The sequence below is a fragment of the Streptococcus peroris ATCC 700780 genome, from assembly GCF_000187585.1.
Lineage (GTDB): Bacteria > Bacillota > Bacilli > Lactobacillales > Streptococcaceae > Streptococcus > Streptococcus peroris.
This window is the reverse complement of the sequence record NZ_GL732463.1, coordinates 1,522,201-1,548,058: the sequence shown is the minus strand read 5'-3', so window position 1 is coordinate 1,548,058 and position 25,858 is coordinate 1,522,201. Positions and strand designations below refer to the sequence as shown.

Sequence of the window (25,858 nt, the reverse complement as noted above, 5' to 3'; positions counted from 1 at the left end):
GTCATTTCCTTCGCTTCTGATGCTTATTTTCAATTCGATTTAACTTTTGACAATTTCCCTTAAATAGTGCAGATTGAACAACTTTCTTCAAAAATTCCGTCCAAGATTAGTTCAACATATTTATCTTGGATACCCCTATACCGGGAAATAACTATTCTAAATAGTATCTAAAAAGTCAAAAATTAAGTTTATAAGTGTCTAACAAAACTTCACAGAGTAAGAAATACTCTCCATTTTGCAGACACTTATAATCCTATATTCTTAGTCTATCAAATATATTTCTGTATACTGATAAACAGATTGTACGAGATTCAATTTTCGCAGAGTATTATCCTTTAACAGCTCCCATAGTAATACCTTGAGTGAAGGATTTTTGGAAGACAAGGAAGACTGTTACGATTGGCACAGCTGCAAGAGCAGCCCCCGCCATAATCAAACCGTAGTTAGTTGCCATCTCGGCCTGCATAGTTGCAACCCCGAGTGAGATAGTCAAGTTGTTACGAGATGTCAACATTACCAATTGCATGAAGTAGTCATTCCATGTATTGATGAAGGTAAAGATTGCAAGTGCTGCAAATCCTGGCTTCACGATTGGGAAGGCTACGCTCCAGAAGGTACGAATCTCACCACATCCATCGATTTTAGCAGATTCAAGCAATTCTGTAGGAATGTTTTCACTGAACTGTTTCATAAGGAAGACCCCAAATGGCCATCCAATCAAAGGCAAGATAACTGCCCAAAGAGTATCATGGATTCCCATGAAGTTAACAATACGTACCAATGGCACAAGGACAACTTGTTTTGGAAGTGCCATGGCTGCGATAAAGATTGCAAAAAGAATACGTTGTCCATAGAAACGTTTTTTAGCCAATACATAACCTGCAAGTGAAGAGGTTATACAAACTAAAAACATAGTTACTAAAGAGATGAAGACTGAATTCCACATCCATTGCAAGGCTGGGTTTTGTACCATCAACTGTTGGAAGTTCTCCATAGTTGGCATTTTAGGGAACCACTGTGGAGGAATAACAATCGTATCAGGTTGTGATTTGAAAGCCCCTGTCACGATCCAGTAGAATGGAAAGATAAACAGTACGGTCAACAAGAGTAAGAGTATTGTAGAAATAACAGTGAAAGCTGTTAAAGGTTTCTTTTGTGTAGATTGCATAGCTGTCTCCTTTCTTTAGTATTCTACGTCGTTTCCAAGGATCTTGAATTGAGCAAAGCTGACAAGGGCAATCATGACTGCCAAGAAGACACCGATTGTATTGGCATAACCGTACTCAGTCAATTGGAAGGCCTTTTCGTAAAGATAGTACATTAGTGTACTTGTTGAGTAGTTTGGACCACCAGATGTCAACAATTGAATCAAGGCGAAACATTGGAATGAGTTGATGGTTGTGATGATTGCGATATAAAGAGTTGTTGGAAGAAGGCTTGGCCATTTAATCTTCCAGAATACTTGGAATTCAGTTGCTCCGTCAACACGGGCTGCTTCCACTAGTGAGTTATCAATATTACCCATTGCAGCGATGTAAAGAATGATTGGTTGACCAACTGATGTTGTCAAAAGGATAATCATAATCGCCATCAAAGCCCAGTTTTTATCTCCCAACCAAGAAATGTTTTGGCTGATGATATGGCTTGACTTAAGCACGAAGTTCAAAATACCTGATAGTGGATCGTAAATCCATTTCCAAACTACTGTTACGGCAACACTACCTGTTACTACAGGAAGGAAGAAGACAAAACGGTAGAAAGATCTAGCAATAGCATTTTGTTGATATGTTTGTGATGCTACAAAGAGTGAGAAGAGTACTACGACTGGTACAGACCCGATAACAAGGATTACCGTATTGATTAAAGATTTTGTAAAGACAGGATCTTTAAACATACGAACATAGTTGTCCAAGCCCACAAACTCAAAGGTAGTCATCGAATAGTTAAAGAAACTTGTGATGAAACCCATAATCATTGGAGCTAAAACGAAGACGGTAAAAAAGATTAATACTGGTGCTAGGAATGCGTAAGAAATAATTGTTTCCCTCATACGAATTTTATTGACTTTCACAGTTGGCACCTCACTTTCAAATAGTTTTTGTTTTTTGACTGTCATCTGACATTAATCTAAAATCAGAATGAAATTCTTTTAAAGATTAGCCAATGTAAGAACTTCATTTTAATTTTGACCTGTCAGTTCCTTACATTTTAAAATTAAAGCCCCCCTTTTCTTACACAGATGTGCACAGGGAAAAGGGGGGATTTCAGTTTTAATTTAGGGCTTATTATTTAGCTGCTTTTTTAATAGTTTCGTTAGCTTTTTCTGTGAATGTTTTCAAAGCTGCAGCAGGTTGTTCGTCACCATTAGACACTGATTGCAACATTGGGAACCAAAGTGTTCTCATTTCAGCAAATCCATCGATTGTGTTGTAGTATGGTGAGTAGTATTGAGTCCAGCTACCAATTGTTTCCATACGTTTGTCATCATATAGTTTACCAAATGAAGTACGAACTGGGAATGCTCCTGTACGAACTACGTCTTTAGGACCCCATTCTTTGTCATCTGCAATGAATTGGATGAATTTCTTAGCTGCTGCGACTTTCTTTTCGTCTTTATTGTTAAATACTGCAAATCCGTTTACAAGATATTCAAGAGCTGGTTTACCAGAATCAGATGGGAATGGTACTTCAACAACTTCAACTTTACTTGCTTCCAAGAGCTTAGCTTGGATACCGTTTTGAGCTGGTGCCCAAAGGATTGTGTAAGAAGTTTGACCATTTGCAAAGTTTTGGATGTCTGCCCCACCGTCAAATTGTGAACCATTGTTCAACAAACCGTCTTTAATCCAGCTTGATGCTTTTTCAAGACCTTTAACGAATTTAGGATCGTCAGTTGTATATTTATTTACTTCTTTATTAGTTACAGATCCGCCATAAAGGTTAGCGACGAAGGCACGTGTTCCTTGGTCTCCCCCTTGACCTGAACTGAACAATGAACCTGGTGTATAGCCTTTATCTTTAAGAGCTTTCAAAACTTTTTCAAAGTCATCTGTTGTCCAACCTTCTTTAACAAGGTTTGCGACACCAGCTTCTTCCAACATTTTCTTGTTCATAGCCATGTAGAATGGTGCTGAACTGATTGGATACATGTAAGCTTTGTCGCCGGCTTTACTTGCTTGGATGATATTTTCATTATTAACATCTTTTACAAAGTCAGCTGTAAAGAGGTCGTTCAAGTCAGCTAATTTACCATTTTTACCGTATTGAATGATACGTCCTGGTGCGTCAAAGAGTACATCTGGAGCTGTTCCTGCTTCGATTGCTGTTGTGATTTTTTCAGGACCAGATTTGAAGTCGATTGTTTCTAGTTTAACCTTGATATCTGGATTTGCTTTTTCAAAAGCTGCGATGATAGATTTTTCGTAGGTTCCTACACCATCGCCAGTTTTTTCTTGTGTAAATACTGGGAATGCCCACCAAGTAATTTCAGTTTTTCCTGAATCACTTGCAGCGTCTTTTTTAGCGTCTGACTTGCCACAAGCAGCAAGAGATAGAACTGCAGCACCCGCAAGTACTGTACAAGCTAGTTTTTTAAATTTCATTAGTATTCTCCTAAATGATGATAAGCGTATCCGAAGTGGATAATGAGTATTGGCGACTTTGTATACGTTTACATTTTGTTTTGTTAATGAACCACTCTCCTCGTGTTTTAATTGTCTTATTTGAGACCCGCAACAAATCGTTCCGTAATCTCTTTTGGTCTAGTAATAGCTCCACCAACTACGATGCCTCGCACCCCGTAACCTAGGATTTGCTTAGCCTGTTCTGGCGTGTGAATTTTCCCTTCAGCGATGACGTCTACTCCTGCATCGCAAAGTTTCTTAATCAATTCAAAGTCTGGGCCATCCACTTTCGGGCTGTATGATGTGTAGCCCGATAAGGTTGTTCCAACAAAGTCAATTCCTGCTTCTACTGCTGCTAGACCTTCTTCAAAGGTACTTGTGTCAGCCATCAAGAGTTGATTTGGATATTTTTCTTTGATTTGGCGGATAAATTCTTGAATAGTCAAACCATCATAGCGTTCTCTCTTGGTACAATCAAGAGCAATAACCTCAATGTCCAGAGCTGCTAATTCATCGACCTCTTTCATGGTAGCAGTGATGAATGGCTCTTGTGGTGGATAATCACGTTTGATAATTCCAATAATCGGAAGTTTTGTGACCTCTTGAATTTCCTTAATATCTCGAACACTATTTGCTCGGATACCCACTGCTCCACCTTGCTCAGCTGCTTTTGCTAGCAAGGGCATAACACCCCCCGCTTCTGTATACAGCGGTTCGTGAGGAAGGGCCTGACAAGAAACGATGATCCCATCTTTAATCTGCTCAATCAAAGCTTCTTTAGTAATTTGTGGCATCTACTTTCCTCCTTTTCTTTTTTCTTACGGGTTTATTATATATCTTTTTTAAAGCGCTTTCAATACCTTGTGTTATAATAGATTGAAGTTTCAAAACAATTTTATGAAACAGATTCTTCTGAAAGTAGTTTCAGAGATTGCTTGTTTCCTGAATCATCTTCGATTCCTATTATCATTACTTTATTGGCTTTCTAGAAAGAAAAGAGTCTGTGACAAACAATCGTCACAGACTCTTTCATTCTAAGCCTATTATTCTTTCTTAAATGGCTTTAATCTTCTCTCTTCTTGGCCATTCCAAATAATCCTAAAAGTGTACCAACTATTCCCAGAGATACTAAAGAGGTTGAAACTTCACTTCTTGTTTCAGGAAGGGTTAGTTGTTGGGCTGCAGGAGCTTGGTAAGTCTTATCTTGCTGTACTACTAGAATTTCCACTGGACGTTTCTCGCTCTTATATTCTAACGATTCGTTTTTAGTGGCTTTTATTGTACTTACTCCACTCACGAACTCTGGAACCTCATTCTTGAGAGACGCTACTGAATTAACGCTTCCTACAAATTCTGGAAGTTCATGAACTAACGCTTGTACCGCATTGACACCTCCAACGAATTCTGGAAGTTCATGAACTAACGCTTGTACCGCATTGACACCTCCTACGAATTCTGGAAGTTCATGAACTAGCGCTTGTACTGCATTCACGCCACCTGCGAATTCTGGAAGTTCATGAACTAGCGCTTGTACCGCATTCACGCCACCTTCGAATTCTGGGAGTTCATTAACTAGTGCTTGTACCGCATTCACGCCACCTGCGAATTCTGGAACTTCCACCGTCGGTGCTGCTTCTTCGCCTACTGTACCGACAGGCTCAGTATATTCTGAAATCTCCGTTACAGGAGCTGCTTCATCATTTACGCCACCTGTGAATTCTGGAAGTTCTACTGTTGGCACTGGTTCTTCGCCTACTGTACCAATAGGTTCAGTATATTCTGGAATCTCCGTTACAGGAGCTGCTTCATCATTTACGCCACCTGTGAATTCTGGAAGTTCTACCGTCGGTGCTGCTTCTTCGCCTACTGTACCAATAGGTTCAGTATATTCTGGAATTTCCGTTACAGCTGCTTCTTTATCATTAATTCCACCAGGAATTCCTGCACCTTCAAGACTTACTGGTAAATTGTGGATACTTTCAATTGCTCCACTCACTAATTCAGTAACTTCTTGACCAATATCTTCTTTGTTAATAGCGAATAGCAATGTTTTTGAATCGGACTGAGTTAAGAAGTTTGCTAAGTTTCCATTCGCCAACTTAAGAACAGGGGCTTGGTTGACTAAAACTTCAGAATCAAATTCTAGTGCAATAATATTATTTCCCATATCTACTGCACTTTTCACTTTTGCTTTAGTTGGGGTAACCATATCTTTACTTAAGAAATTCCAGTTAAATTTCTTATATGACAAGGTGTAATCATTTTGATTTCCATCGGCATGTTCATAAAGTAAACCAAACTCCCCATTTCCAAGATCTTGCAATGAGTTATAGGCAAATTTCCCGCTTTGAATTGGTTGGTGTTTGAGCCAAGTTAGTTCCCCATTAGCTTCCACACGTGCCAAGTGTACCAAGCCATTGTAACGTCCTGGTCCACCTGCATTACTGAGAACGATATATTCCTTGCCATCTTGTACCGTATGAATAGCAGACATTTGAACGTAGACATCTTTGACTGCAGCATAGCGTTTCACTTCTTTTTCCCAAGTTGCTCCACCATCTTTACTTGTTGCAACTTGTAAATCACCTGTCAAACCACGCATGAATAATTTGAGATCTCCATTATTCAACTGAACAACAGTTGACTCTGTATTTTGAGCTCCTGAATTATTCATAGTCGAAGAGTGAATCACTTGGTTTCCAACTGGACGATTATCATTGACCGCTTCACCTGCTTGCCAAGTTTGACCATGGTCATCTGAATAAAGGACGCGTGAAGACTGAGAACCACTTAAGTATGATACGTTATTGGTTGTGTATGCTGGAATAACAAGACGACCTTTATGTGGTCCTGTATGCAAAGCGATACCTGTACCAGGACCTGTTCCTAAGAAATGCATCCAATCCTTACGAATACCATAGGTAATATCTCTTGGGGCAGACCAAGTTTTACCATCATCATCACTATAAGACATCCATAGATAGTTGGTGTTTGAAACTCTAAAGACATTCTTATCACTGTATTCAAAGTAGACATTACCGATTAGTTCTTCACCCTTGTAAAGATCCCCTTTATCACTATAAGCTGGTTTTTTAGGATCAACTACAACACGGTACTCTGTCTTTCTATTTTCGGGGTCAAAAACTTCGCCATTTTCACGAATTGTATATCGTCCTGCATCCCCTTGTTTATACAAGACTTGATATACCTTGTCTCCAATTTGCTCGTAAGCTTGCGGAGCACTTCCAGGTAAAGAGAATACTGCCTTTCCTTCAAGGAACATATCATAAATTGAGAAAATTCTCTTTGTTACTGGATCTTGTACTAAAGCCATGTCGATATTGACAGGTGATGGCCAATCTGCATGTTTAGCGTGTTCATTATCACGAGGATTAGAAATGATAATTCTATCTCCCCATGTTTTGCCGTTATCATTACTGCGACGAACGACCATGCCAATATCTCCCCAGTCGGAGTGATGCAATCGTCTCTCATCCGCTCCAGCGATTAAAGTTCCTTTATCCGTCTTTAAAAGAGCTGGGATACGATAATTAGCAATACCGTCTTTATTAGGCTTACGGTCCACACCACCTTCAAATACATCTACTTTACTAGTTACTTCTGCTCCTTCAGGCAGTTTCTTCTCTAAGTCTGCTCTTTCAAAAAGTTGACTACGTTTTTGTACTTCTTCCGGAGAAAGCGTACGATCATAAATCGTCAAATTACGAACCTTGAGATTTGAACCCCAAAAATTTTTACCTGCCCGTTTTGTTGTTCCAATCTGCATATTGTTAACATCTGGCATATCTTGGATAAAGCGACCAGATTTCGGACTCGTACGAGATAAAACTCCATTTACATAGAGACGGACTTTCCCATTAGCCTGAGCTGCATTGGGTCTTTCAACTGTGAAGGTTACAGAATTCCATTGGCCTGGTTTAATTTTTAAAGGAGCATCTGTATATTTGTCATAGAATTGTGCACCTTTGGCATCACGACCTTCAATGAGGGCTGTATTATCAAGAACAGCCATGGTGAAATACTCATTTTCTTTGGTATCGCTGGATACTGAGAAGAGGTTGTAAAAACGTGGTGCAGATTCATCTGGTTTGAATTCCACGTGAATAGTGGCATTCTGGAGCTTTTTCACTTTATCCAGTTCATCGTTCAAATCTACCCGTTGACCATTTGATGAATTGGTTTCTACATCTTCCTTTTCAACAACCGTATTGACATTTTCTAGTTCTCTTGCGTAAAAATCACGTGGGACACTTTCAGTTTCTTCGGTGCTAGTGCTTCCTGTTGCAGGTGTTTCTGTAGGTGCTGCTGTTGCCGTAGGCGCTGCTGTTGCTGTAGGTGCTGCTGTTGCCGTAGGTGCTGCTGTTGCCGTAGGTGCTGCTGTTGCCGTAGTCGTTTCTGTTACTGTAGGTGTTGTCGTAGGTGTTTCAGTTACTGTTGGTTTTTCAGAGCCTGGGTTTGCTTGCAACTCTTCACGGTTGACTTCAGTCCCCTTATCTGTAGCTGTAGCTAACTTATTTGCAAGTTCCTTATCTAGATTAGCCACGTTTCCTGTTTCTGCTTCTTTAGGTAATTTTGGTGAAACTGGATCCTTTTGCTCTGTCGTAATACTACTTGTTGTAGTTGATTCTTGAGCCAAAACTGGTGAAAAGCCAAACACAAGTGTCCCAATCACAACTGAAGCTGTACCAACTGTAAATTTACGAATACCGTAACGTTGTTTCCGATTTAAATAATGTTGTTTCATTATAAATCCTTTCATTTCAATAAATAAAGCGCTTTCTTTTTTGCGTAAAATTTTTAGCCCCTAGGGCTTAAAACATGCAAAGAAACTGTCTTATTGAATGGAGTCTCCATTCTTTTTCATCTGAATTCTGTTGCTCTGATTTATTTTCTCTTTAAAGTAAGCAACCACTTTACTCCTTTCACTTTGATGTTACAATTATTATATAACAAATATCCCAAGTTATAGCCACACATATCCATAATAGAATTTACTTTCAAAGATATTTCTATCCTTCAAACAATCTGAAACTACTTTCTGAACTAAGCTACAAAAAGAGCCCTGTTTTGACAGGACTCTTCTTATAAATTTTTACTGGCTAACATAGGTAAAGGGAATCTCACTGCCACATAGCCAGTTATAGACCTGGTCATTAACATGGACATTCATGGCCTCATGGGCGTATTCTGGCATGAGACGATAGCTCTTTTCACAAGTCAAACGATTGTAAATAGCAAACTGGGTGATTGGATAGCAGACATCATCATCGAGTCCCGTAATCATTCTCACCTCTCCCTTGATGCGATGGGCAAGATTTTTCACATCGATATAAGAAAGTGTCTCCATAATCTGATCTTCTGTCTCATGGAAAGGATCATGGAACTTAAAGTAACGAAATAGTTCATCATAGGCTTCGCTAGTATTGCCGATCTCTAGTACGCGTCTAAAATCTGACAAGAATGGATAGATAGCAACTGTCCGCTTGATACGCGGGTTGAGACCCGCAACTACTAAAGCCAGCGCTCCGCCTTGTGAAGCGCCATAACTAGCCAGCTGCTCTTCATCTACTTGAGGCAGACTAGCGACAATTTCAACTAATTGATAAATATCAAGATAAACATCCTTATAGAAGAGTTGTTCTTTCCCTTCAACAGCACCGCGAATGATATGGCCTTTTACTGTATTTCCTAGTGGAGACCGCAAACCATCTTGTGAGTAACCAGACTGACCTCTGACATCCATCGATACGACACCATAACCAGCGACGGTAAAGGCCAGCATATCTGTCCAATCCCAGCAACGTCCCATATAGCCATGGAAGTGGAAAATGACCGGTACTTTCTGTTCTGATTTTGGTAAAATCACACGCGCATAAACGAGGCCATCACGCGTACCTTTAAAAGTAAGCTCATAGCATTTCACATTAGGAATATGAAAATCACGTTCCTCTAGTTGGTAGTCTGGCAAGACCGAAACCTTGTCAATCTCACCATCCCAAAAAGCATCAAAATCTTGAGGAATTTCATCCCTTCCTCTATATGTTTTCATTTCTTCGATTAATGCTGGATTTCTCATAAAACCCTCCTTTAATTTTGTAACCGTTACCATAACTGTAGCATATCTAGGAAAGCAATGCAAGAAAGAAAAAGAAATTGAAAGTGGATTTAAGGTCTACCCCTAGCAAGAATCCCTTTGAAAGTAGTTTTAAAAAAATAAAAAAAGAGCGATTTCGCTCTTTTTCTTAATATTTAGGAGAAGGTTGAGTTTCCTTTTGAAATGTTTTCTGATAGTTTACTTTGATGGTCATTGACATAAGAGAGTCCTCGTTTCTTTTTGATGACTCTAGTATAGATACTCACCCTAAAAGCAAACTTAACAATATCTTAGAAAAAGCTTAATCCAGATATTCTTTCTTCTCTAGATGTAAGGCAATCATGTGCCACTCTGGGTCCTCTCTCCAATTTGGGAGAGAACTGATATAGCTTGCTACCTTTCTAGCTTCCTCAAGGATTGGGAAGTCTTCGATGATATCAGCTACATGAAACTCTGGTAGACCCGACTGTTTGGTCCCAAAGATTTCTCCAGAGCCTCGCATTTTCAAATCTTCCTCCGCAAGGACAAAACCGTTGGTCGTTTCTGTCATGATACGCATGCGGTCTTTCCCAGAATCAGTTTTTGGATTGGCCACTAGAACTGCGTAGGACTGCTTATCCCCACGACCGACACGACCTCTAAGTTGATGAAGTTGACTAAGTCCAAAGCGATCAGCATCCATGATAATCATGACTGTTGCATTTGGAACATTGACCCCGACCTCGATAACCGTTGTAGAAACCAAGATATCTGTCTTTCTCTCTTTGAATTCCTGCATAATCTGGTCTTTCTCATCACTCTTCATCTTTCCGTGTAAGAGGGCAACTTTTGCTTTCCCTGCAAAATGAGCCGTCAACTCTTCTGACAGTGCAATAGCATTTTTCAAATCCAAGGCTTCAGATTCTTCAATCAAAGGAGAGATTACATAGGCTTGGGAACCTTTTTGAATCTCACCCTCCAACCAAGTCAAGACCTGAGGCAACTGTTCATGCTTGACCCAACGCGTTACGATTGGTTTTCGTCCAGTAGGCATCTGGTCAATAACAGAAACATCCATATCTCCAAAGGCTGTGATAGCTAAGGTTCGGGGTATCGGTGTCGCCGTCATCATGAGGACATCTGGATTTTCACCTTTTTCCCGTAAAATACGCCTTTGTCCTACCCCAAATCGGTGTTGCTCGTCGATGATAATCAAACCGAGTTTAGCATAGTCCACCCCATCCTGTATGAGGGCATGGGTACCGATGATTACATCAACATCACCCTTGGCAATAGTTTCCAAAACCGTACGTTTTTCAGCAGCTTTTAGCGAACCTGTTAGGAGAGCTAATTTCAAATCAGGAAAAAGACTCTCTAGACTTTCAAAATGTTGCTCAGCTAGGATCTCTGTTGGAACCATGAGGGCAGCCTGATACCCTGCCGTTACGGCTGCGTACATCGCTAGACCTGCAACCACTGTCTTCCCACTACCGACATCCCCTTGTAAGAGCCGATTCATGTGATGGTCTGACTTCATATCTGTCAGGATTTCATGCAGGCTATTTTCTTGGGCTTGGGTCAAATCAAAAGGTAACTTTTCTTTTACTGCCGTTAATTTTTCTTGCGACCAATTCAAGACCAGACCACTTCCTTGAACCTTGTTTTCAGACTTGAGGGTCTGTAATTGCATTTGAAAATAGAAGAGTTCCTCAAACTTGATTCGGCGAAGAGCCTGTTTGTATTCTGCCAAATCCTTGGGGAAATGCATGGCACGCACAGCCTGACTACGGGGCATAAGTTTGTATTTGTCTAGCAAGGACTGAGGGAGATTTTCCTCTATCAAGAGATCCAGTCCCTGATCAAAAGCAGTTTTAATAACCTTAACAAGTCCTGTTTGACTAACTCCTTGCGCCAGACGATAGACCGGTTGAAGATCGTCCTCGACTTGGGCTAAAACCTTCATTCCTGTGAGACTAGCCTTAGCACGATCCCACTTGCCAAAGACGGCTAGAGTGGCACCCAGTTCAATCTTGTCAGCTAGGTAGGGTTGGTTAAAGAAGTTCACCGCAAACACAACTTCTCCCTGTTTGAGACTAAAACGTAGGCGATTGCGCTTAAAACCATAATATTGAACACTGGCTGGTGTCACTACCTGACCAGATAAAACAGCCTTTTCACCGTCTTCTAGCTCTAGCACCTGCTTGGTCTTAAAATCTTCATAACGGAAAGGGAAGTAGAGCAAGAGATCCTGCAGATTTTCAATCCCTAACTTGGCATATTTCTCTGCTGACTTCGGTCCTACACCTGGCAAGACATGAAGGGGTTGATGTAGATTCATGCTACTCTCCTTTCCTTATTTTTAATGGTATTCTCTAGGAATCCGATCACTAAGGAGGCAAACCACTTCATAATTGATCGTTCCTCGGTAAACTGCTACATCTGTTGCAGTAATTTCTTGATCACCATTTGAACCAATCAAGGTTACCTTGGTTCCTATAGGATAAACTTTCGGCAAGCGAATGGTAATCTGATCCATGGAAACTCGACCGACAATCGGACAAGCTTGTCCATCTACTAAGACTGAGAAATTCTGCATATCTCGTGTCCAACCATCAGCATAGCCGATTGGCACTGTCGCAATGACCTGCTCGGAATCAGCCTGATAGGTTGCCCCATAACCCATACAAGCACCAGTAGGAACTTTCTTAACATGGACAAGAGCAGACTCCAAGGACAAGGCTGGTTTCAATTCATAGGGCAAAGTGAGAACTTGTCCACTTGGATTGAGACCATACATGGCATCTCCCATCCGAACAGCGTTGAAAATCGTATCGGTATGCCATAAAGTCGTTGCAGAGTTACTAGCATGGACAAGATCTGGTCGGTCTTTTAATTCTGAAAGAATTTCTTTAAAACGGTTTAATTGCTTGTAAAAATAGATATCAGATTCTTCATCTGCTGTTGCAAAATGGGTAAAAATCCCCTCAACAGAAGCACCATGCTCTTTCAGTAAAGCTTGGGCTTGCTCAGCATCGCGACTTTCTCTAAAGCCAATTCTCCCCATTCCTGAATCAATCTTCAAATGGACATTCAAACCTGAAAGATCAGGCTCTTCAGCCAACAATTGCTGAATCCATTCAAGCCCCGCAACTGCTAGGGTGATGTTATATTTTTTTGCCAAATCAATAGACGCAACTTCTGTCACTCCTAAAATCAGAATTCTCTGATCAATACCCGCCTGACGTAGTTCTAGCGCTTCATCGATATTGGAAACGCAAAAGCCATCTACATCATTCTGAATTGCTGTCGCAACTGCCACGGCTCCGTGTCCGTATGCATTAGCCTTCACAACCGCCCATTTAAGAGTTCCTTGTGGGATATGCGCTCCCATTTGTTGAATATTGTAGCGAATAGCACCTAAGTCAATGAAGGCTTTGGTTGGTCTATGTGGACTAGTTTTCATGATTTTCCTCCAAAATAACACTCGCTGTCACAAACTGATCTGTATGGCTGATAGACAGCCAAACTTTTCCTGAAAACGGAGATTTGCTGAAGTAGGGAGCTCCTCTCTCATTGTTCAAAACTTCCAAATCCTGAAATCCGAGCTTCCCAATTCCCGTCCCCATAGCCTTTGAAAAAGCTTCTTTAGCTGACCAACGACCAGCCAAATACTCTATCTGTCTACGACCTTTGAGACTGGCAAAACGCTCCATTTCCTTGTCTGTCAAGACACGCTGTGCAAAGCCTTCTCTTTTTTCAACTGCATTTTGTATAGAAGCTAATGCTTCAATATCAATTCCGTGTCCAACTATCATTTTTATCAAAAGGAGTTGAGATACCCCCAACTCCATCCTTTTCACTTATTTTGTTAAGGTAGAATAGATTTCTTCTACTAAAGCTACTGTATTTTCCCATCCTAGACATGGGTCTGTAATGGAACAACCAAAGAGTTCTGGTTGATTTTGGCGACCATCTGCCAAGTAGGATTCAATCATGAAGCCTCGAACTGTTTTCTTGATCTTTTCATTCCAATCACGGTTTAGAAGTGTTTGGCGAACAATTCGAATTTGCTCCATATATTGCTTTCCTGAATTATCATGATTGGTATCAATCATGATAAAAGGATTTTCAAGGCCCATAGACTCGTAACGGCTAATGGCATCCAAGATAGTTTCATAGTAGAAGTTAGGTTCATTCTTCCCATATTCATTCATTGCTCCACGCAAGATAACGTGAGCCAAGGGATTTCCTGAAGTTTCAACTTCTTGCCCATGAAAGAGAAAGGTTTGTTTGTTTTGTGCAGCATAGATAGCATTAAACATAACAGACAGATTTCCAGATGTTGGGTTCTTCATCCCCACTGGTGCATCAATTCCTGAAGCTACAAAACGGTGTTCTTGATCTTCTACTGAACGTGCACCCACCGCATGATAGCTCACCAAATCATCAACTAAGACTAAATTGGAGGGATAAAGCATTTCATCCGCTGTGGTCAATCCTGTTTTTGTAATCACTCGATAATGAAGCTGACGAACAGCCTGCAATCCATTGATCAAACTTGGAGCTTTTGAAGTATCTGGCTGATGAACCAAACCCTTGTAGCCATCTCCATTGGTGCGTGGCTTTGCTGTATACACACGCATGACCATGAAAATCTTATCCGCAACTTTTTTCTGCAAGTCTGCTAAACGACGTGCATACTCAAGCACTGCTTCCTCATTATCAGACGAACAAGGACCAATGACCAACAAGATGCGGTCATCCTTTCCTGAAAGGATATCTGCTAGTTCCTGATCACGACTTTCCTTATGTTGCAGGGCCGCTGCAGATAGTTGTGTTTCTGCCTTAATCGCTTCAATATCGATTTCTTGACCTTTCTCGATAAATGCCATACTATTCTCCTAGTCTTTGGTAGATTTCGCGAACAAGAGCTTCTGTATGTTCCCAACCTAAGCACGGATCGGTGATAGATTTTCCAAAGACCTCTGGCTCATTTTGACGACCGTCTTCTAGATAAGACTCAATCATGAAACCACGAACATATTTTTTAATCTTCTCATTCCAGTCACGGTTAATCAAAGTTTGGCGAACGATACGAATTTGTTCCATGTACTGTTTCCCTGAGTTATCGTGGTTGGTATCAATGATGATAAAAGGATTTTCAAGGCCCATCTTTTCATATTGGGCAATGGTATCCATCAAATTATCGTAGTAATAGTTAGGAATGTTTTTCCCGTATTCATTGAGGGCACCACGAAGAATGGCATGGGAAAGAGGATTTCCAGTCGTTTCGACTTCTTTTCCCAAGAAAAGGAAACTTTGCTTGTTTTGAGCAGCATAAATACCATTGAACATCACATTAAGATTTCCTGATGTTGGATTTTTAAATCCTGTTGGGAAATCTGCTCCACTCGCTACAAAACGGTGTTGTTGATCTTCAACTGAACGAGCTCCAACTGCCATATAAGAAATCAAATCATCTACCAAAGGAAGATTCTCTGGGTACAACATTTCATCTGCTGTTGTCATTCCTGTTTCAGAAATGACGCGATAATGCAAATGACGAACTGCCTTGATACCATTGATAAGACTAGGTGCTTCTTTGGCATTTGGTTGGTGAATCAAACCCTTATAACCATCACCATTTGTACGAGGCTTGGCTGTATAAACACGCATCACTATAAAGACGCGGTCTTTGACTTCTTCTTGCAGTTTAGCTAAACGCTTAGCATACTCTAGAACTGCCTCTTCATTATCAGATGAACAAGGACCAATTACCAACAAAATACGTTGATCTTCCCCACGAATAATCGCTTCAAGTTCTTGATCACGTTGTAGCTTGTTGGTAAGGGCCTGTCCTTCTAATTTAGACAAACTACGAACTTCATCAATATTAATTTTAGGGCTTTTTGCTGTAAATACCATCATTCAACTCCTTGTAAAGGCAAACGGACGCCAAGCGAAAATTCACTTTTCACTAGGCATCCGCCTGAAAATTATCATTCTTAACGTTGTTTACCGTGACAATTTTTAAATTTCTTACCAGAACCACATGGGCACAAGTCATTGCGTTTCACTTGACTTAGGTCCAAATCGGCTGGAAGATTTTTTTGTTGCGAAGCAATATTTCTAGTTGCTGTCGTACTGATATGGTGTTCCGTTTGTGGACGCTCTTGTTCATGGATTTGTGCTTTCATCATCAAGCGAGTCACATCGAATTCAATGGAACCAATCATATCATTAAACATACGGAAACCTTCTGATTGATACTCAACAACTGGGTTGTTTTGAGCATAACCACGAAGCCCAACCGCATTACGCAACTGATCAAGGGCATCAATATGGTCTGTCCACTTATTATCTACAACACGTAGAATCAAGACTTTTTGGAATTCTTTTACGGATTCTTCATCACGTAGTTTAGCAACTTGGCTATCGTAGACTTTCAATGCACGTTGGTACAGTTCATCTTTAATAGCTTGGTCTGACAAGCCTTCTAAGTCTGAAAGTGAAATTGAATCTTCTGGAAGCAAGTTGTACTTCGCAAAGTTCAAGATTGCTTCGAGTTTTTCATCCTGTTTAGAACGAACATGTCCATCCACAATTCGACCAATAGTACGACGAATCATCGCATGAATTTCTGGTGCCAAGTCACGATCTGCAGTGATAACATCATAACGTTGTGCGTAAATAATCTCACGTTGTTCACGCATGACATCGTCATATTGAAGGACTTGTTTACGAGTATCGTAGTTGTTTCCTTCAACACGTTTTTGAGCTGCTTCAACTTGGCGTGTCAACATACGAGATTCAATCGCTTCATCAGACATATTCAGACGTTCAAAGACACCCTTCAAGCGTTCTGAACCGAAACGTTTCATCAATTCATCTTCGAGTGACAAGTAGAATTGTGATTCTCCTGGGTCACCTTGACGACCTGAACGTCCACGAAGCTGGTTGTCAATACGACGACTCTCATGACGTTCTGTACCGATGACACAAAGTCCACCCAATTCACGAACACCTTCACCCAGCTTAATATCGGTACCACGACCGGCCATATTGGTTGCGATAGTAATCGCACCACGTTGACCCGCATTCATGATGATTTGCGCTTCTCTATAGTGGTTTTTGGCATTCAATACTTCATGTGGCACACCTGCCTCAACCAATTTCTTAGAAAGTAGAGCACTGGTTTCAACGGCAACAGTACCTACCAAGACTGGTTGACCTTTTTGGTAACGTGCTTTAACATCTTCAACGACAGCCTTGAATTTTGCATCGAGACTAGCATAGAGAAGGTCTGAGTGGTCGATACGTTTGATTGGACGGTTAGTAGGAATTGGAATAACACGGATGTTGTAGATTTCGCGGAATTCTTCTTCTTCTGTTTTACCAGTACCCGTCATACCTGCCAATTTTTTATACATACGGAAGAGGTTTTGGTAGGTAATAGAAGCTGAGGTTTTGGTTTCGTCTTGGATTGGCACACCTTCTTTAGCTTCAATTGCTTGGTGCAAACCATCAGAATAACGGCGACCTTCCATAGTACGACCTGTAAATTGGTCAACAATCAAGATTTCCTGTTCTTCGCTAACCACATAGTCGATATCAAGAATCATGATGTAGTTGGCACGAAGAGCGTTGTCGATATAGTGAGTAAGAGCCACGTTGTCGATATCGTAAAGGTTCTCTAACTTGAAGTATTCCTCAGCCTTATCAATACCTGAATCAGATAAACCAATTGTCTTAGACTGAATATCGATGATGTAGTCATCCTTATCTAAGGACTTCACAAAGTTATCCGCCATATTATAGAGTTGGCTCGTTTCAACTGCATTAGCTCCTGAAACGATCAATGGTGTACGGGCTTCATCAATCAGGATAGAGTCGACCTCATCGACCAAAGCATAATTGAGCGGGCGTTGAACCATGTTCTCCGCACGAACAACCATGTTATCACGCAGATAGTCAAAACCAATTTCTGAGTTAGTTGAGTACGTAATATCACACTCATAAGCTTCTTTTTTCTCCATCGGAGATTTGGCAGCTAAGTTGATCCCAACTGATAAGCCAAGCCATGAGTACAATTCTCCCATCTCAGTCGCGTCACGTTCTGTAAGGTATTCGTTGACAGTAACTACGTGGACACCCTTACCTGAAAGAGCATTTAGATAAACCGGCATCGTTGCTGTCAAGGTTTTTCCTTCACCCGTACGCATCTCTGGAACGTCACCGTGGTGGAGAACAATCCCACCCATAACCTGAACCTTGTATGGGAAGAGGCCTAGGACACGCTTAGCACCTTCACGAACAACAGCGAATGCCTCGTATAGCAAAGAGTCAAGAGATTCTCCATTTTGATAACGTTGTTTGAACTCCTCGGTCTTTGCTTGCAATTGTTCATCTGACAAGGCAGCCATTTCATCTTCGTATTTGAGGACTTTATCAGCCATCTTTTCTAAGCGACGAAGTTCCCCTTTATCATTTTCGATAATTGTTTTTAGTAAATTTGCCATTTTTTTCCTTACTTTAAATCCTGGTTTTTAGAATGTTCTTTTTATTGTAGCATATTTGCCAAGTTTTTTCAAGAAAGAATCCGTGTTTATACAAGCTAAAAGAGGCTCATTAAAAGCCTCTTTTTTATCACTAATCAAACTATTTTGGTTATCGATTTTCTTTTAGAAATGTCGAGCCTATTCTTTTGTTGTAGAATGACTAAAGTCTACCTTTGGAGCTATCTTGGCTTCTTCGCTTTCTTTGAAGGTTTCTGCCTCTTTAAAGTTCATCATATTGGCAAAGAGAACAGTTGGGAAGCTTCTTAGTTTTTGATTGTATGCAGTAGCCACTTTGTTATAATCTTTTCGAGCTACAAAAATACGATTTTCGCTTCCAGCTAACTCCGTCATGAGTTGTTCCACATTTTGATTGCTCTTAAGCTCAGGATAGTTCTCCGTCAACACAAGCAGGCGTGAAATAGCTGAACTCAACTCTCCTTGGGCCTCTTGATTTTCCTTTGAGGTCACTGAGCCATTTCCAATTTTTGCTCGCGCCGCTGCAATCTGGGTAAAGACTTCTGTCTCATGGTTCATCTGCCCTTTTACAGACTCTACCAGATTTCCAATCAAGTCTGAACGGCGTTGAAGGGCTGTCGCCACATCTGCTTGTGCTTGTTCAACCTTGGTTTGCTCTGATACAAGACCGTTATAAGTACCTACTACAGAGCAACCACCTAATAAAATAATAGCCAGTAAAATGCTTAATACATAAATAATTCCTTTATTTTTCATTTCTTAAACCTACTTATTTCTTTAAATTTCATACGAACATTACCAATCATCAGATGAACCACCACCATCAAAGCCACCGCCGTCCCAGTCACTAGAAGAATCTGAGCCTGAATCGGACCAAGACGAATCTGAATCGGATGAGTCACTGAACCACCAGCCACCCCCAGATGAGCCTCCACCTCTAATAATGGCAATTATAACTCCAATGAAATAGATCACCACCGCGAAGCTAAAGAAATCTTTTATGGGATCTTTTTTCTGATGGCGATTCGATGAGCTACTTCTATCTCGATTAGTATATATACCATTGATGTTTTCAGAATAACGTTTGATTTTAGAGGATTCATCAGACGGAAGAGTTCCAGTTCCTTTATAAAACTGGTTATCCAATCCTTTGGTAATCGCTAAAATTCCTTTACTATAATCCCCATTTTTAAAATCCGTACGACTAGCTGCCAATAACTGCTTGGTTTGATAGTCTGTTATCCTAACAGCTGTATTGTTACTGGTTTCAATCCGTGATTTGCGATCTTGAACGGCTACTACAATGAGGCTCCCAAAATTATCTCCTGAATAGCCTATCTTCCAAGCTCTGGCTGTTTCATTAGCCACTGTTTCGATGCTTTCACCTTCCAAACTGTCTACGATATAGACACCTATTTGAAGCTTTTCTGCTTTTTTACTATTGGCTTCATTCAAATCACGAATTTGAGTAATGGTTTCCTCTGTCAAATAATGATTTGGATCATAGATACCATAGTCTGGTTTTTCAGGTGCTGTGAATGCTGATAGGAAGAAAAATGCCATCAGCAGGCCAAGTAGATGCACCCAGAAACGATTCTTTAACAATCTATCTTTTTTCATCATAACCTCCTTGTACAAGGAAAATTGTTTAGAGCATTATAGCATTTTGAATTTTACAAAGAAAGTACATTTTCATTACAAAATTATGACAAGAGTTCAGAAAACCATGTTCATTTGATGACAATGTTAGCTCTATTCTCTTAATGCTATTTACAAAAAAGAAGGCTTGATATCCTTCTTATTCGTTTATCATTCTATTTTCGCTTTCTTGCAATGAGATGGATTGGGGTCCCTTCAAAGACAAAGGCCTTGCGGATTTGATTTTCCAAGAAACGCAAGTAAGAGAAGTGCATCAGTTCTTCTTCGTTGACAAAGATGACAAAGGTTGGTGGTTTGGTTGCCACTTGAGTCGCATAGAAAATCTTGAGGCGTTTCCCTTTGTCTGTCGGCGTAGGGTTGATAGCAATAGCATCCATAATCACGTCATTCAAGACAGCTGATGGAATACGGGTATTTTGACTCTCGCTGATTTGCTTAATCATCTCAGGCAACTTGTGAAGACGCTGCTTGGTCAAAGCTGATACAAAGATAATCGGTGCGTAAGGCAGATACTGAAACTGCTCACGGATGTCGTCTTCCCAGTTTTTCATAGTGTGGTTATCTTTCTCAAGAGTATCCCACTTGTTAACTACGATGATCATTCCTTTACCGGCTTCGTGAGCAAATCCGGCGATACGTTTGTCATACTCACGAATCCCTTCTTCGGCATTGAGGACCATCAAGACTACATCTGAACGGTCAATAGCACGCATGGCACGCATAACAGAGTATTTCTCAGTATTTTCATAGACTTTACCAGATTTACGCATACCAGCAGTATCAATCATAGTAAATTCTTGGCCGTCAGCATCTGTAAAATGCGTATCAATGGCATCACGAGTTGTACCAGCTACAGGACTGGCAATGACGCGGTCTTCTCCCAAAATGGCATTGATCAAGCTCGATTTTCCGACATTTGGGCGACCAATCAAACTAAATTTAATGACATCTGGATTTTCTTCTTCGAATTCCTGTGGGAGATTCTCGACGATGGCGTCTAACACATCACCTGTACCAATCCCGTGCACAGATGAAATTGGCAGGGGTTCACCCAAACCTAGTGCATAAAAATCATAAATTTCATTACGCATCTCTGGGTTGTCCACTTTGTTGACCGCAAGGATGACAGGTTTATGAGTTTTATAGAGTTTACGAGCCACGTATTCGTCTGCATCCGTGATTCCTTCTTTCCCAGAAACCACAAAGACAATAACATCAGCTTCTTCCATGGCAATCTCTGCCTGGTGCTTGATTTGTTCCATAAACGGAGCATCAACATCATCAATCCCTCCAGTATCAATCATACTGAAAGAACGGTTGAGCCATTCACCAGTAGCATAGATACGGTCTCGTGTTACTCCTTCGACATCTTCTACGATTGAGATGCGTTCCCCTGCAATACGGTTAAACAGGGTTGATTTCCCAACATTGGGACGTCCTACGATGGCAACAGTTGGTAAGGCCATGTTTTCTCACTTTCTACAATAAGTTCTTTTGTTCAAGATTTTCTCTAGTTGAGCTTGGTTCAGGCTGACCGAATTGCTCTGCAAGACGTTGACTCCAAGTCGTAGTCGCACGCGCTCCTGCGTATTCAGTCTGCACACGGTCATAGGCTTCAATAGCCTCAGTTGTTTGTTCTTGGTATTCTTCCTCAAACACAACATTTTCGAGTGGTAATCTTGGTTTGACATCATGTTGTTGGTTTGGAACACCGAGCGCAATCCCAAAAACTGGATAGGTGTAGTCAGGAAGCTTGAACAATTCTGCTAATTCAACAGATTTGTAACGCACCAAACCGATAATCACTCCACCATAGCCAAGGCTTTCTGCCGCAAGCAAGGTGTTTTGCCCAGCTAATGCTGCGTCCACAGAGGTGATAAGAAGTCCTTCCACTCCTTGAGGTTGGAAAGTATCCGTATGGAGACGAGCTCCTTTTTCTGCACGGTTTAAATCACCTACAAAGAGGAGAAAGGCAGCAGACTGACGAATCGCTTCCTGAGGAACTAGCTCATAAAGAGCATCTTTCTTTTCTTGACTTCTGACTACAATCACAGAATAGGATTGGAAATTTTTCCAAGAAGAAGCCATTTGTCCTGCAGACAAAATGGTATTTAAATCTTCTTGAGGAATCGCTTCTTCATTAAATCTGCGAACCGAGGTATGAGATTTCATTAATTGAATCGTTTCACTCATCGGCGATTTTCTCCTTCTAGTCGTGTCTCTTCTGCTAAATAGCGGATACGCTCCATCACACGTCTAGCTTCCCAGGTTTCATCGTTTCCGTTCCTACCTTTAGCAAAATGTTTTTCCAAATCTTCAAAATTGAAATTTGAGGTAAAGAAGGTCGGCAAATCTTCCTGCATACGATACTGGAGAATGACTTGCAAGACTTCATCACGCACCCAAGGTGTTGATTGTTCCGCGCCAATATCATCAAAAATCAAGACTTCAGCTTGCTTGATTTCATCGACTACATTCTTGACATTCCCATCACCGATAGCATTTTTGACATCAATGACAAAACTCGGATAATGAAGAAGAGTAGATGAAACGCCACGTTTTTCTGACAAATCATGGGCTAGGGCAGCTACCATAAAACTCTTCCCAACACCAAAGTCTCCATAGAGATAAAGACCTTTACGGACTTCTGGATATTGCTCAACAAAGGTAAAGAGCTTTTCAAAAACTGGCAAACGCCCTTCATCATCTAAGTCAACTTGGGCCAAACTAGCTTTTTTAAGACTAGCTGGAAGATTAATCAGTCTGAGGCGATTCTTGATAGCCGCTTCTTTCTCAGCTGCAATCAGTTCCGGAGTTTCCTCATAAGCTACATCTGCGTAACCATGATTCATAACTAGAATTGGCTTGTATCCACGGGCAACATAGTCGGTATCTCCGCGAAAGAACTTATCGCGCTCAGTGATGTACTGGTTAAACTTAGAGATACTACGATTCAATTCCTCTTGACTGAGAGATTCCTTCTGGATAAAGGCCGCAACATCCGGATCTTTTACAATCTGTTGGACCAAGTCCTGGTATTGAAAACGACTGGGATGACTTTTAAGCACATCTCCTACACTTTCCATCTAGTCTCCTCCTTTTCCTAAGCGGGCTAACATTTCTTTTTTCTTACGTTCTAATTCCAAGCGAGTTTCTTCGCTGGTTTCATTTTTATACTCTGGATTACTCCATTTTGGGACATTGCTTTTCTCTTTGGTTGTCTTTGCCGTTTTTTGTTCTTGTCCTTTTTGATTCTTCTCTCTGATACGGAGCACAGCTTCTTCAGCAGATCTAATCTTGTTATAAGAGTAATCATTGGCCACTTTCATGGCATATTTTTCATTGAGATTGGCCGAGTCAACCTTGTTAAAGGTCAAGAGTATAACGACATTGATAACTTCATCAAGCAAGCCTAGGTCTGCCATCTGTTTTAACAAATCGCGTTCAGCTTGGATGATGCCAGCCTTTCGTGTCTGTTTGATTTCTGCTAAAAATTGCAGGGCAGTTTTACGTTTAGCTTCTCTGATAACTGTCTCTTCTTGGGAATTAAAATCTGATGAAATAGACTTTTGTACTAATTTTTCACGCATGCGCTTGACAGAAATGACTTGTGAAACTGCTGTCGCTTTGGCTAGTTGATAGGTCTCAAACCAGGTCCATTTTTTCTCGTCAGCAATTTTAAAAAGTTCTAAAACATCTGACTGCTCATCTTGGAAACGTAGGCCATCTCTTGCCATAAGCTGACGAAAATGTTCTAAATCAAAATCATTTTTAAAATTAGCTTTTACTGGTGTTTCATCATGACTAGCCAAGTCTTCAATTTCTGGAAAGGCTTGACTTAGAGGAACAGTTAAAGCTTCTCCATCTGCTTTCACCCCGCACAAATCAGATACTGCTGAATCACCAATTTTTTTCTCCAATAAGGTACGATAAACCGTATGACGCAAGAAGTCAGATTGAGAAAGCGTTGGTTGAATGGCAAGTTCATAGACGTCACCCTTTTGATAGAGGGTAATCAAATTGAAAGCCGATAAGATTTTAAAAGCTTTTAAGAGTCTGTCCATCCCAAAATTGAGATGATTGAGAATAGCAGCAAAAAGGTGCTCCTTTTGTCCATTATCCCAAAAGGCTAAGGTATAAAGGTAAAGGTTTAGCGCATCCTGACCGATAATCGGGAGGTAGCACTGCACCAGAGTTATGGGATCTTGCGACACCCGATTATTCTTTAGAAAAGAAAAACGATCATTAGGCTTCATTTATTTTTCCTTTTTCTTCTTTGAAGATTGCGTAATTTGTTTGAGAAGATTTTCGAGTTCACTCACGTCTTTAAAGCTACGATAGACACTAGCAAAACGAACGTAGGTGATTTCATCTAGTTCTGCCAATTCTTCCATAACGAGAGAACCGATATCCTCACTTTGAATTTCATTATCATTACGACTGAGGAGTTTTTGTTCGATACGACTAACGACCATACCAATCTCATCACTGGATACCGGACGTTTTTGGGCCGAACGAATAATCCCATTAAAGATTTTATCTCTTGAAAACTGCTCCCGTGTGCCATCTTTCTTAACGACAACCAAGGTTCTTTCTTCTACACGTTCATAGGTCGTAAAACGATGTTGGCATTCTTCGCACTCACGTCTTCTTCTAATCGTATTTCCTTCTTCGGCTTGACGGCTATCAATTACACTAGATTTTGTAGCTCCACATTTTGGACAACGCATGCCTTCCCCTCCTTGTCGTTTTCTTTCCATTATACCATTTTTTGAGCAATTCCCAAAATAATTCTCCTTTTGGCTTGACAAGTTTTTTGTTTAGTTGTATTATTTAAGTGACACAAAAAGAAATTGTTGAAAGGAGACCGTGATGTCCTGGACATTTGATAACAACAAACCCCTTTATATGCAGATTATGGAAAAAATTAAATTACAAATTGTTTCACATAAACTCGAGCCTAATCAACAACTGCCAACTGTCAGAGAACTGGCTAGCGAGGCTGGCGTCAATCCAAACACTATTCAACGTGCCCTTTCAAATCTGGAAAGAGAAGGCTTCGTCTACACCAAGCGGACCGCAGGACGTTTTGTCACAGAAGATTTGGACTTAATCCGCCAATCCCGTAAACAACTATCCGTAGAACAACTGCAACAGTTTGTCACAGTCATGGTAGAATTTGGCTATGAAAAAGAAGAACTACCTATTGTTTTGAGAGATTATATTGAAGGAGTTTAAACTATGACCTTGTTAACGTTTGAAAATGTTTCAAAATTCTATGGAGCAAGCCCTGCTCTTCAAAATGTTTCCCTTGAAATCCCAGCTGGAAAGATCGTTGGTCTCCTCGGACCAAACGGTTCCGGAAAAACAACCCTGATTAAACTCATCAACGGTCTTCTTCAACCAGAACAAGGTCATATTCTCATCGACGATATGACTCCGAGTCCAGCCACAAAAGCCATTGTTTCTTACCTTCCAGATACAACTTATCTCAATGAACAAATGAAGGTCAAGGAAGCCCTAACCTATTTCAAGACCTTTTATAAAGATTTCAATCTAGAACGTGCCCTCCACCTTCTTCGTGATCTCGGTATTGATGAAAATAGCCGCTTTAAAAAGCTTTCCAAAGGGACTAAGGAAAAGGTGCAACTCATCCTTGTCATGAGTCGAGAAGCACGACTATATATACTTGATGAGCCTATCGGTGGAGTAGACCCTGCTGCTCGTGACTATATCTTGAATACCATTATTAACAACTACTCTCAGACTTCAACTGTCATTATTTCAACGCACTTGATTTCTGATATTGAACCCATCTTGGATGAAATTATCTTCCTCAAAGATGGAAAAGTCGTTCGTCAAGGAAATGTAGATGATATCCGTTCTGAGACAGGAGAGTCCATCGACCAACTCTTCCGACATGAGTTTAAAGCTTAAGCAAAGGAGAT

Annotated in this window: 21 protein-coding genes; 2 read left to right on the top strand and 19 right to left on the bottom strand. The window is 40.7% G+C overall.

The window, feature by feature from the left end; genetic code table 11:
* Positions 1-328: 328 nt before the first annotated feature.
* The 19 genes from HMPREF9180_RS09475 to nrdR form a co-directional block, all read right to left on the bottom strand.
* Complete coding sequence (locus tag HMPREF9180_RS09475; protein ID WP_006146325.1) at positions 329-1,168, bottom strand: carbohydrate ABC transporter permease; 840 nt, start codon at positions 1,166-1,168, stop codon at positions 329-331.
* A gap of 15 nt (positions 1,169-1,183) precedes the next feature.
* Positions 1,184-2,050 (bottom strand): carbohydrate ABC transporter permease, encoded by an 867-nt coding sequence (locus HMPREF9180_RS09470; RefSeq protein WP_040287846.1) that lies wholly within the window; start codon positions 2,048-2,050, stop codon positions 1,184-1,186.
* Positions 2,051-2,285: 235 nt separating this feature from the next.
* A complete protein-coding gene (locus HMPREF9180_RS09465) occupies positions 2,286-3,602 on the bottom strand; it encodes an ABC transporter substrate-binding protein (RefSeq protein ID WP_006146323.1) in 1,317 nt (438 codons plus the stop codon).
* Positions 3,603-3,718: 116 nt separating this feature from the next.
* Positions 3,719-4,417: an N-acetylmannosamine-6-phosphate 2-epimerase gene (locus tag HMPREF9180_RS09460; RefSeq protein ID WP_006146322.1), complete on the bottom strand. Its 699-nt coding sequence runs from the start codon at positions 4,415-4,417 to the stop codon at positions 3,719-3,721.
* Between the two features lie 269 nt (positions 4,418-4,686).
* Entirely contained in the window at positions 4,687-8,388 is a 3,702-nt protein-coding gene (locus HMPREF9180_RS09455) for an SIALI-17 repeat-containing surface protein (RefSeq protein WP_025168784.1), read from the bottom strand.
* A 348-nt stretch (positions 8,389-8,736) separates the two neighbouring features.
* Positions 8,737-9,720, bottom strand: a complete 984-nt coding sequence (locus HMPREF9180_RS09450) for an acetylxylan esterase (RefSeq protein ID WP_025168783.1) — start codon at positions 9,718-9,720, stop codon at positions 8,737-8,739.
* A 319-nt stretch (positions 9,721-10,039) separates the two neighbouring features.
* Complete coding sequence (recG, locus tag HMPREF9180_RS09445; protein ID WP_006146319.1) at positions 10,040-12,055, bottom strand: ATP-dependent DNA helicase RecG; 2,016 nt, start codon at positions 12,053-12,055, stop codon at positions 10,040-10,042.
* Between the two features lie 21 nt (positions 12,056-12,076).
* Entirely contained in the window at positions 12,077-13,180 is a 1,104-nt protein-coding gene (alr, locus tag HMPREF9180_RS09440) for an alanine racemase (RefSeq protein WP_006146318.1), read from the bottom strand.
* On the bottom strand, positions 13,170-13,532 hold the full coding sequence (gene acpS / locus HMPREF9180_RS09435; RefSeq protein WP_025168782.1) for a holo-ACP synthase: 363 nt from the start codon (positions 13,530-13,532) through the stop codon (positions 13,170-13,172). The genes alr and acpS overlap by 11 nt, the downstream gene beginning before the upstream one ends.
* 45 nt (positions 13,533-13,577) lie before the next feature.
* Positions 13,578-14,609 carry a 3-deoxy-7-phosphoheptulonate synthase gene (locus tag HMPREF9180_RS09430; protein WP_006146316.1) on the bottom strand — a complete coding sequence of 344 codons (1,032 nt, stop codon included), beginning with the start codon at positions 14,607-14,609 and terminating at the stop codon, positions 13,578-13,580.
* A gap of 1 nt (position 14,610) precedes the next feature.
* Positions 14,611-15,642, bottom strand: coding sequence for a 3-deoxy-7-phosphoheptulonate synthase (locus HMPREF9180_RS09425; RefSeq protein WP_025168781.1), 1,032 nt, complete (start codon positions 15,640-15,642; stop codon positions 14,611-14,613).
* Positions 15,643-15,722: 80 nt separating this feature from the next.
* Complete coding sequence (secA, locus tag HMPREF9180_RS09420) at positions 15,723-18,236, bottom strand: preprotein translocase subunit SecA (RefSeq protein ID WP_006146314.1); 2,514 nt, start codon at positions 18,234-18,236, stop codon at positions 15,723-15,725.
* Positions 18,237-18,413: 177 nt separating this feature from the next.
* Positions 18,414-19,007, bottom strand: coding sequence for a LemA family protein (locus tag HMPREF9180_RS09415; protein ID WP_006146313.1), 594 nt, complete (start codon positions 19,005-19,007; stop codon positions 18,414-18,416).
* 39 nt (positions 19,008-19,046) lie between these two features.
* Positions 19,047-19,871 (bottom strand): TPM domain-containing protein, encoded by an 825-nt coding sequence (locus HMPREF9180_RS09410; RefSeq protein ID WP_006146312.1) that lies wholly within the window; start codon positions 19,869-19,871, stop codon positions 19,047-19,049.
* A gap of 194 nt (positions 19,872-20,065) precedes the next feature.
* A complete protein-coding gene (gene der, locus HMPREF9180_RS09405; protein ID WP_006146311.1) occupies positions 20,066-21,376 on the bottom strand; it encodes a ribosome biogenesis GTPase Der in 1,311 nt (436 codons plus the stop codon).
* A gap of 13 nt (positions 21,377-21,389) precedes the next feature.
* The gene (locus HMPREF9180_RS09400; protein ID WP_006146310.1) at positions 21,390-22,103 is read right to left on the bottom strand and encodes an NADPH-dependent oxidoreductase; all 714 of its coding nucleotides are present in this window, start codon (positions 22,101-22,103) and stop codon (positions 21,390-21,392) included.
* Positions 22,100-22,996, bottom strand: a complete 897-nt coding sequence (gene dnaI, locus HMPREF9180_RS09395; protein ID WP_006146309.1) for a primosomal protein DnaI — start codon at positions 22,994-22,996, stop codon at positions 22,100-22,102. Before dnaI ends, HMPREF9180_RS09400 begins: the two co-directional genes overlap by 4 nt.
* Positions 22,997-24,166, bottom strand: coding sequence for a replication initiation and membrane attachment family protein (locus HMPREF9180_RS09390; protein ID WP_006146308.1), 1,170 nt, complete (start codon positions 24,164-24,166; stop codon positions 22,997-22,999).
* On the bottom strand, positions 24,167-24,640 hold the full coding sequence (gene nrdR / locus HMPREF9180_RS09385; RefSeq protein ID WP_025168780.1) for a transcriptional regulator NrdR: 474 nt from the start codon (positions 24,638-24,640) through the stop codon (positions 24,167-24,169).
* A 142-nt stretch (positions 24,641-24,782) separates the two neighbouring features.
* Between nrdR and HMPREF9180_RS09380 the strand changes: the two genes are divergently transcribed.
* Together HMPREF9180_RS09380 and HMPREF9180_RS09375 are read left to right on the top strand one after the other, a co-directional pair.
* Complete coding sequence (locus tag HMPREF9180_RS09380) at positions 24,783-25,148, top strand: GntR family transcriptional regulator (protein ID WP_006146306.1); 366 nt, start codon at positions 24,783-24,785, stop codon at positions 25,146-25,148.
* A gap of 3 nt (positions 25,149-25,151) precedes the next feature.
* Positions 25,152-25,847: an ABC transporter ATP-binding protein gene (locus HMPREF9180_RS09375; protein ID WP_006146305.1), complete on the top strand. Its 696-nt coding sequence runs from the start codon at positions 25,152-25,154 to the stop codon at positions 25,845-25,847.
* The last annotated feature ends 11 nt before the right edge of the window (positions 25,848-25,858 follow it).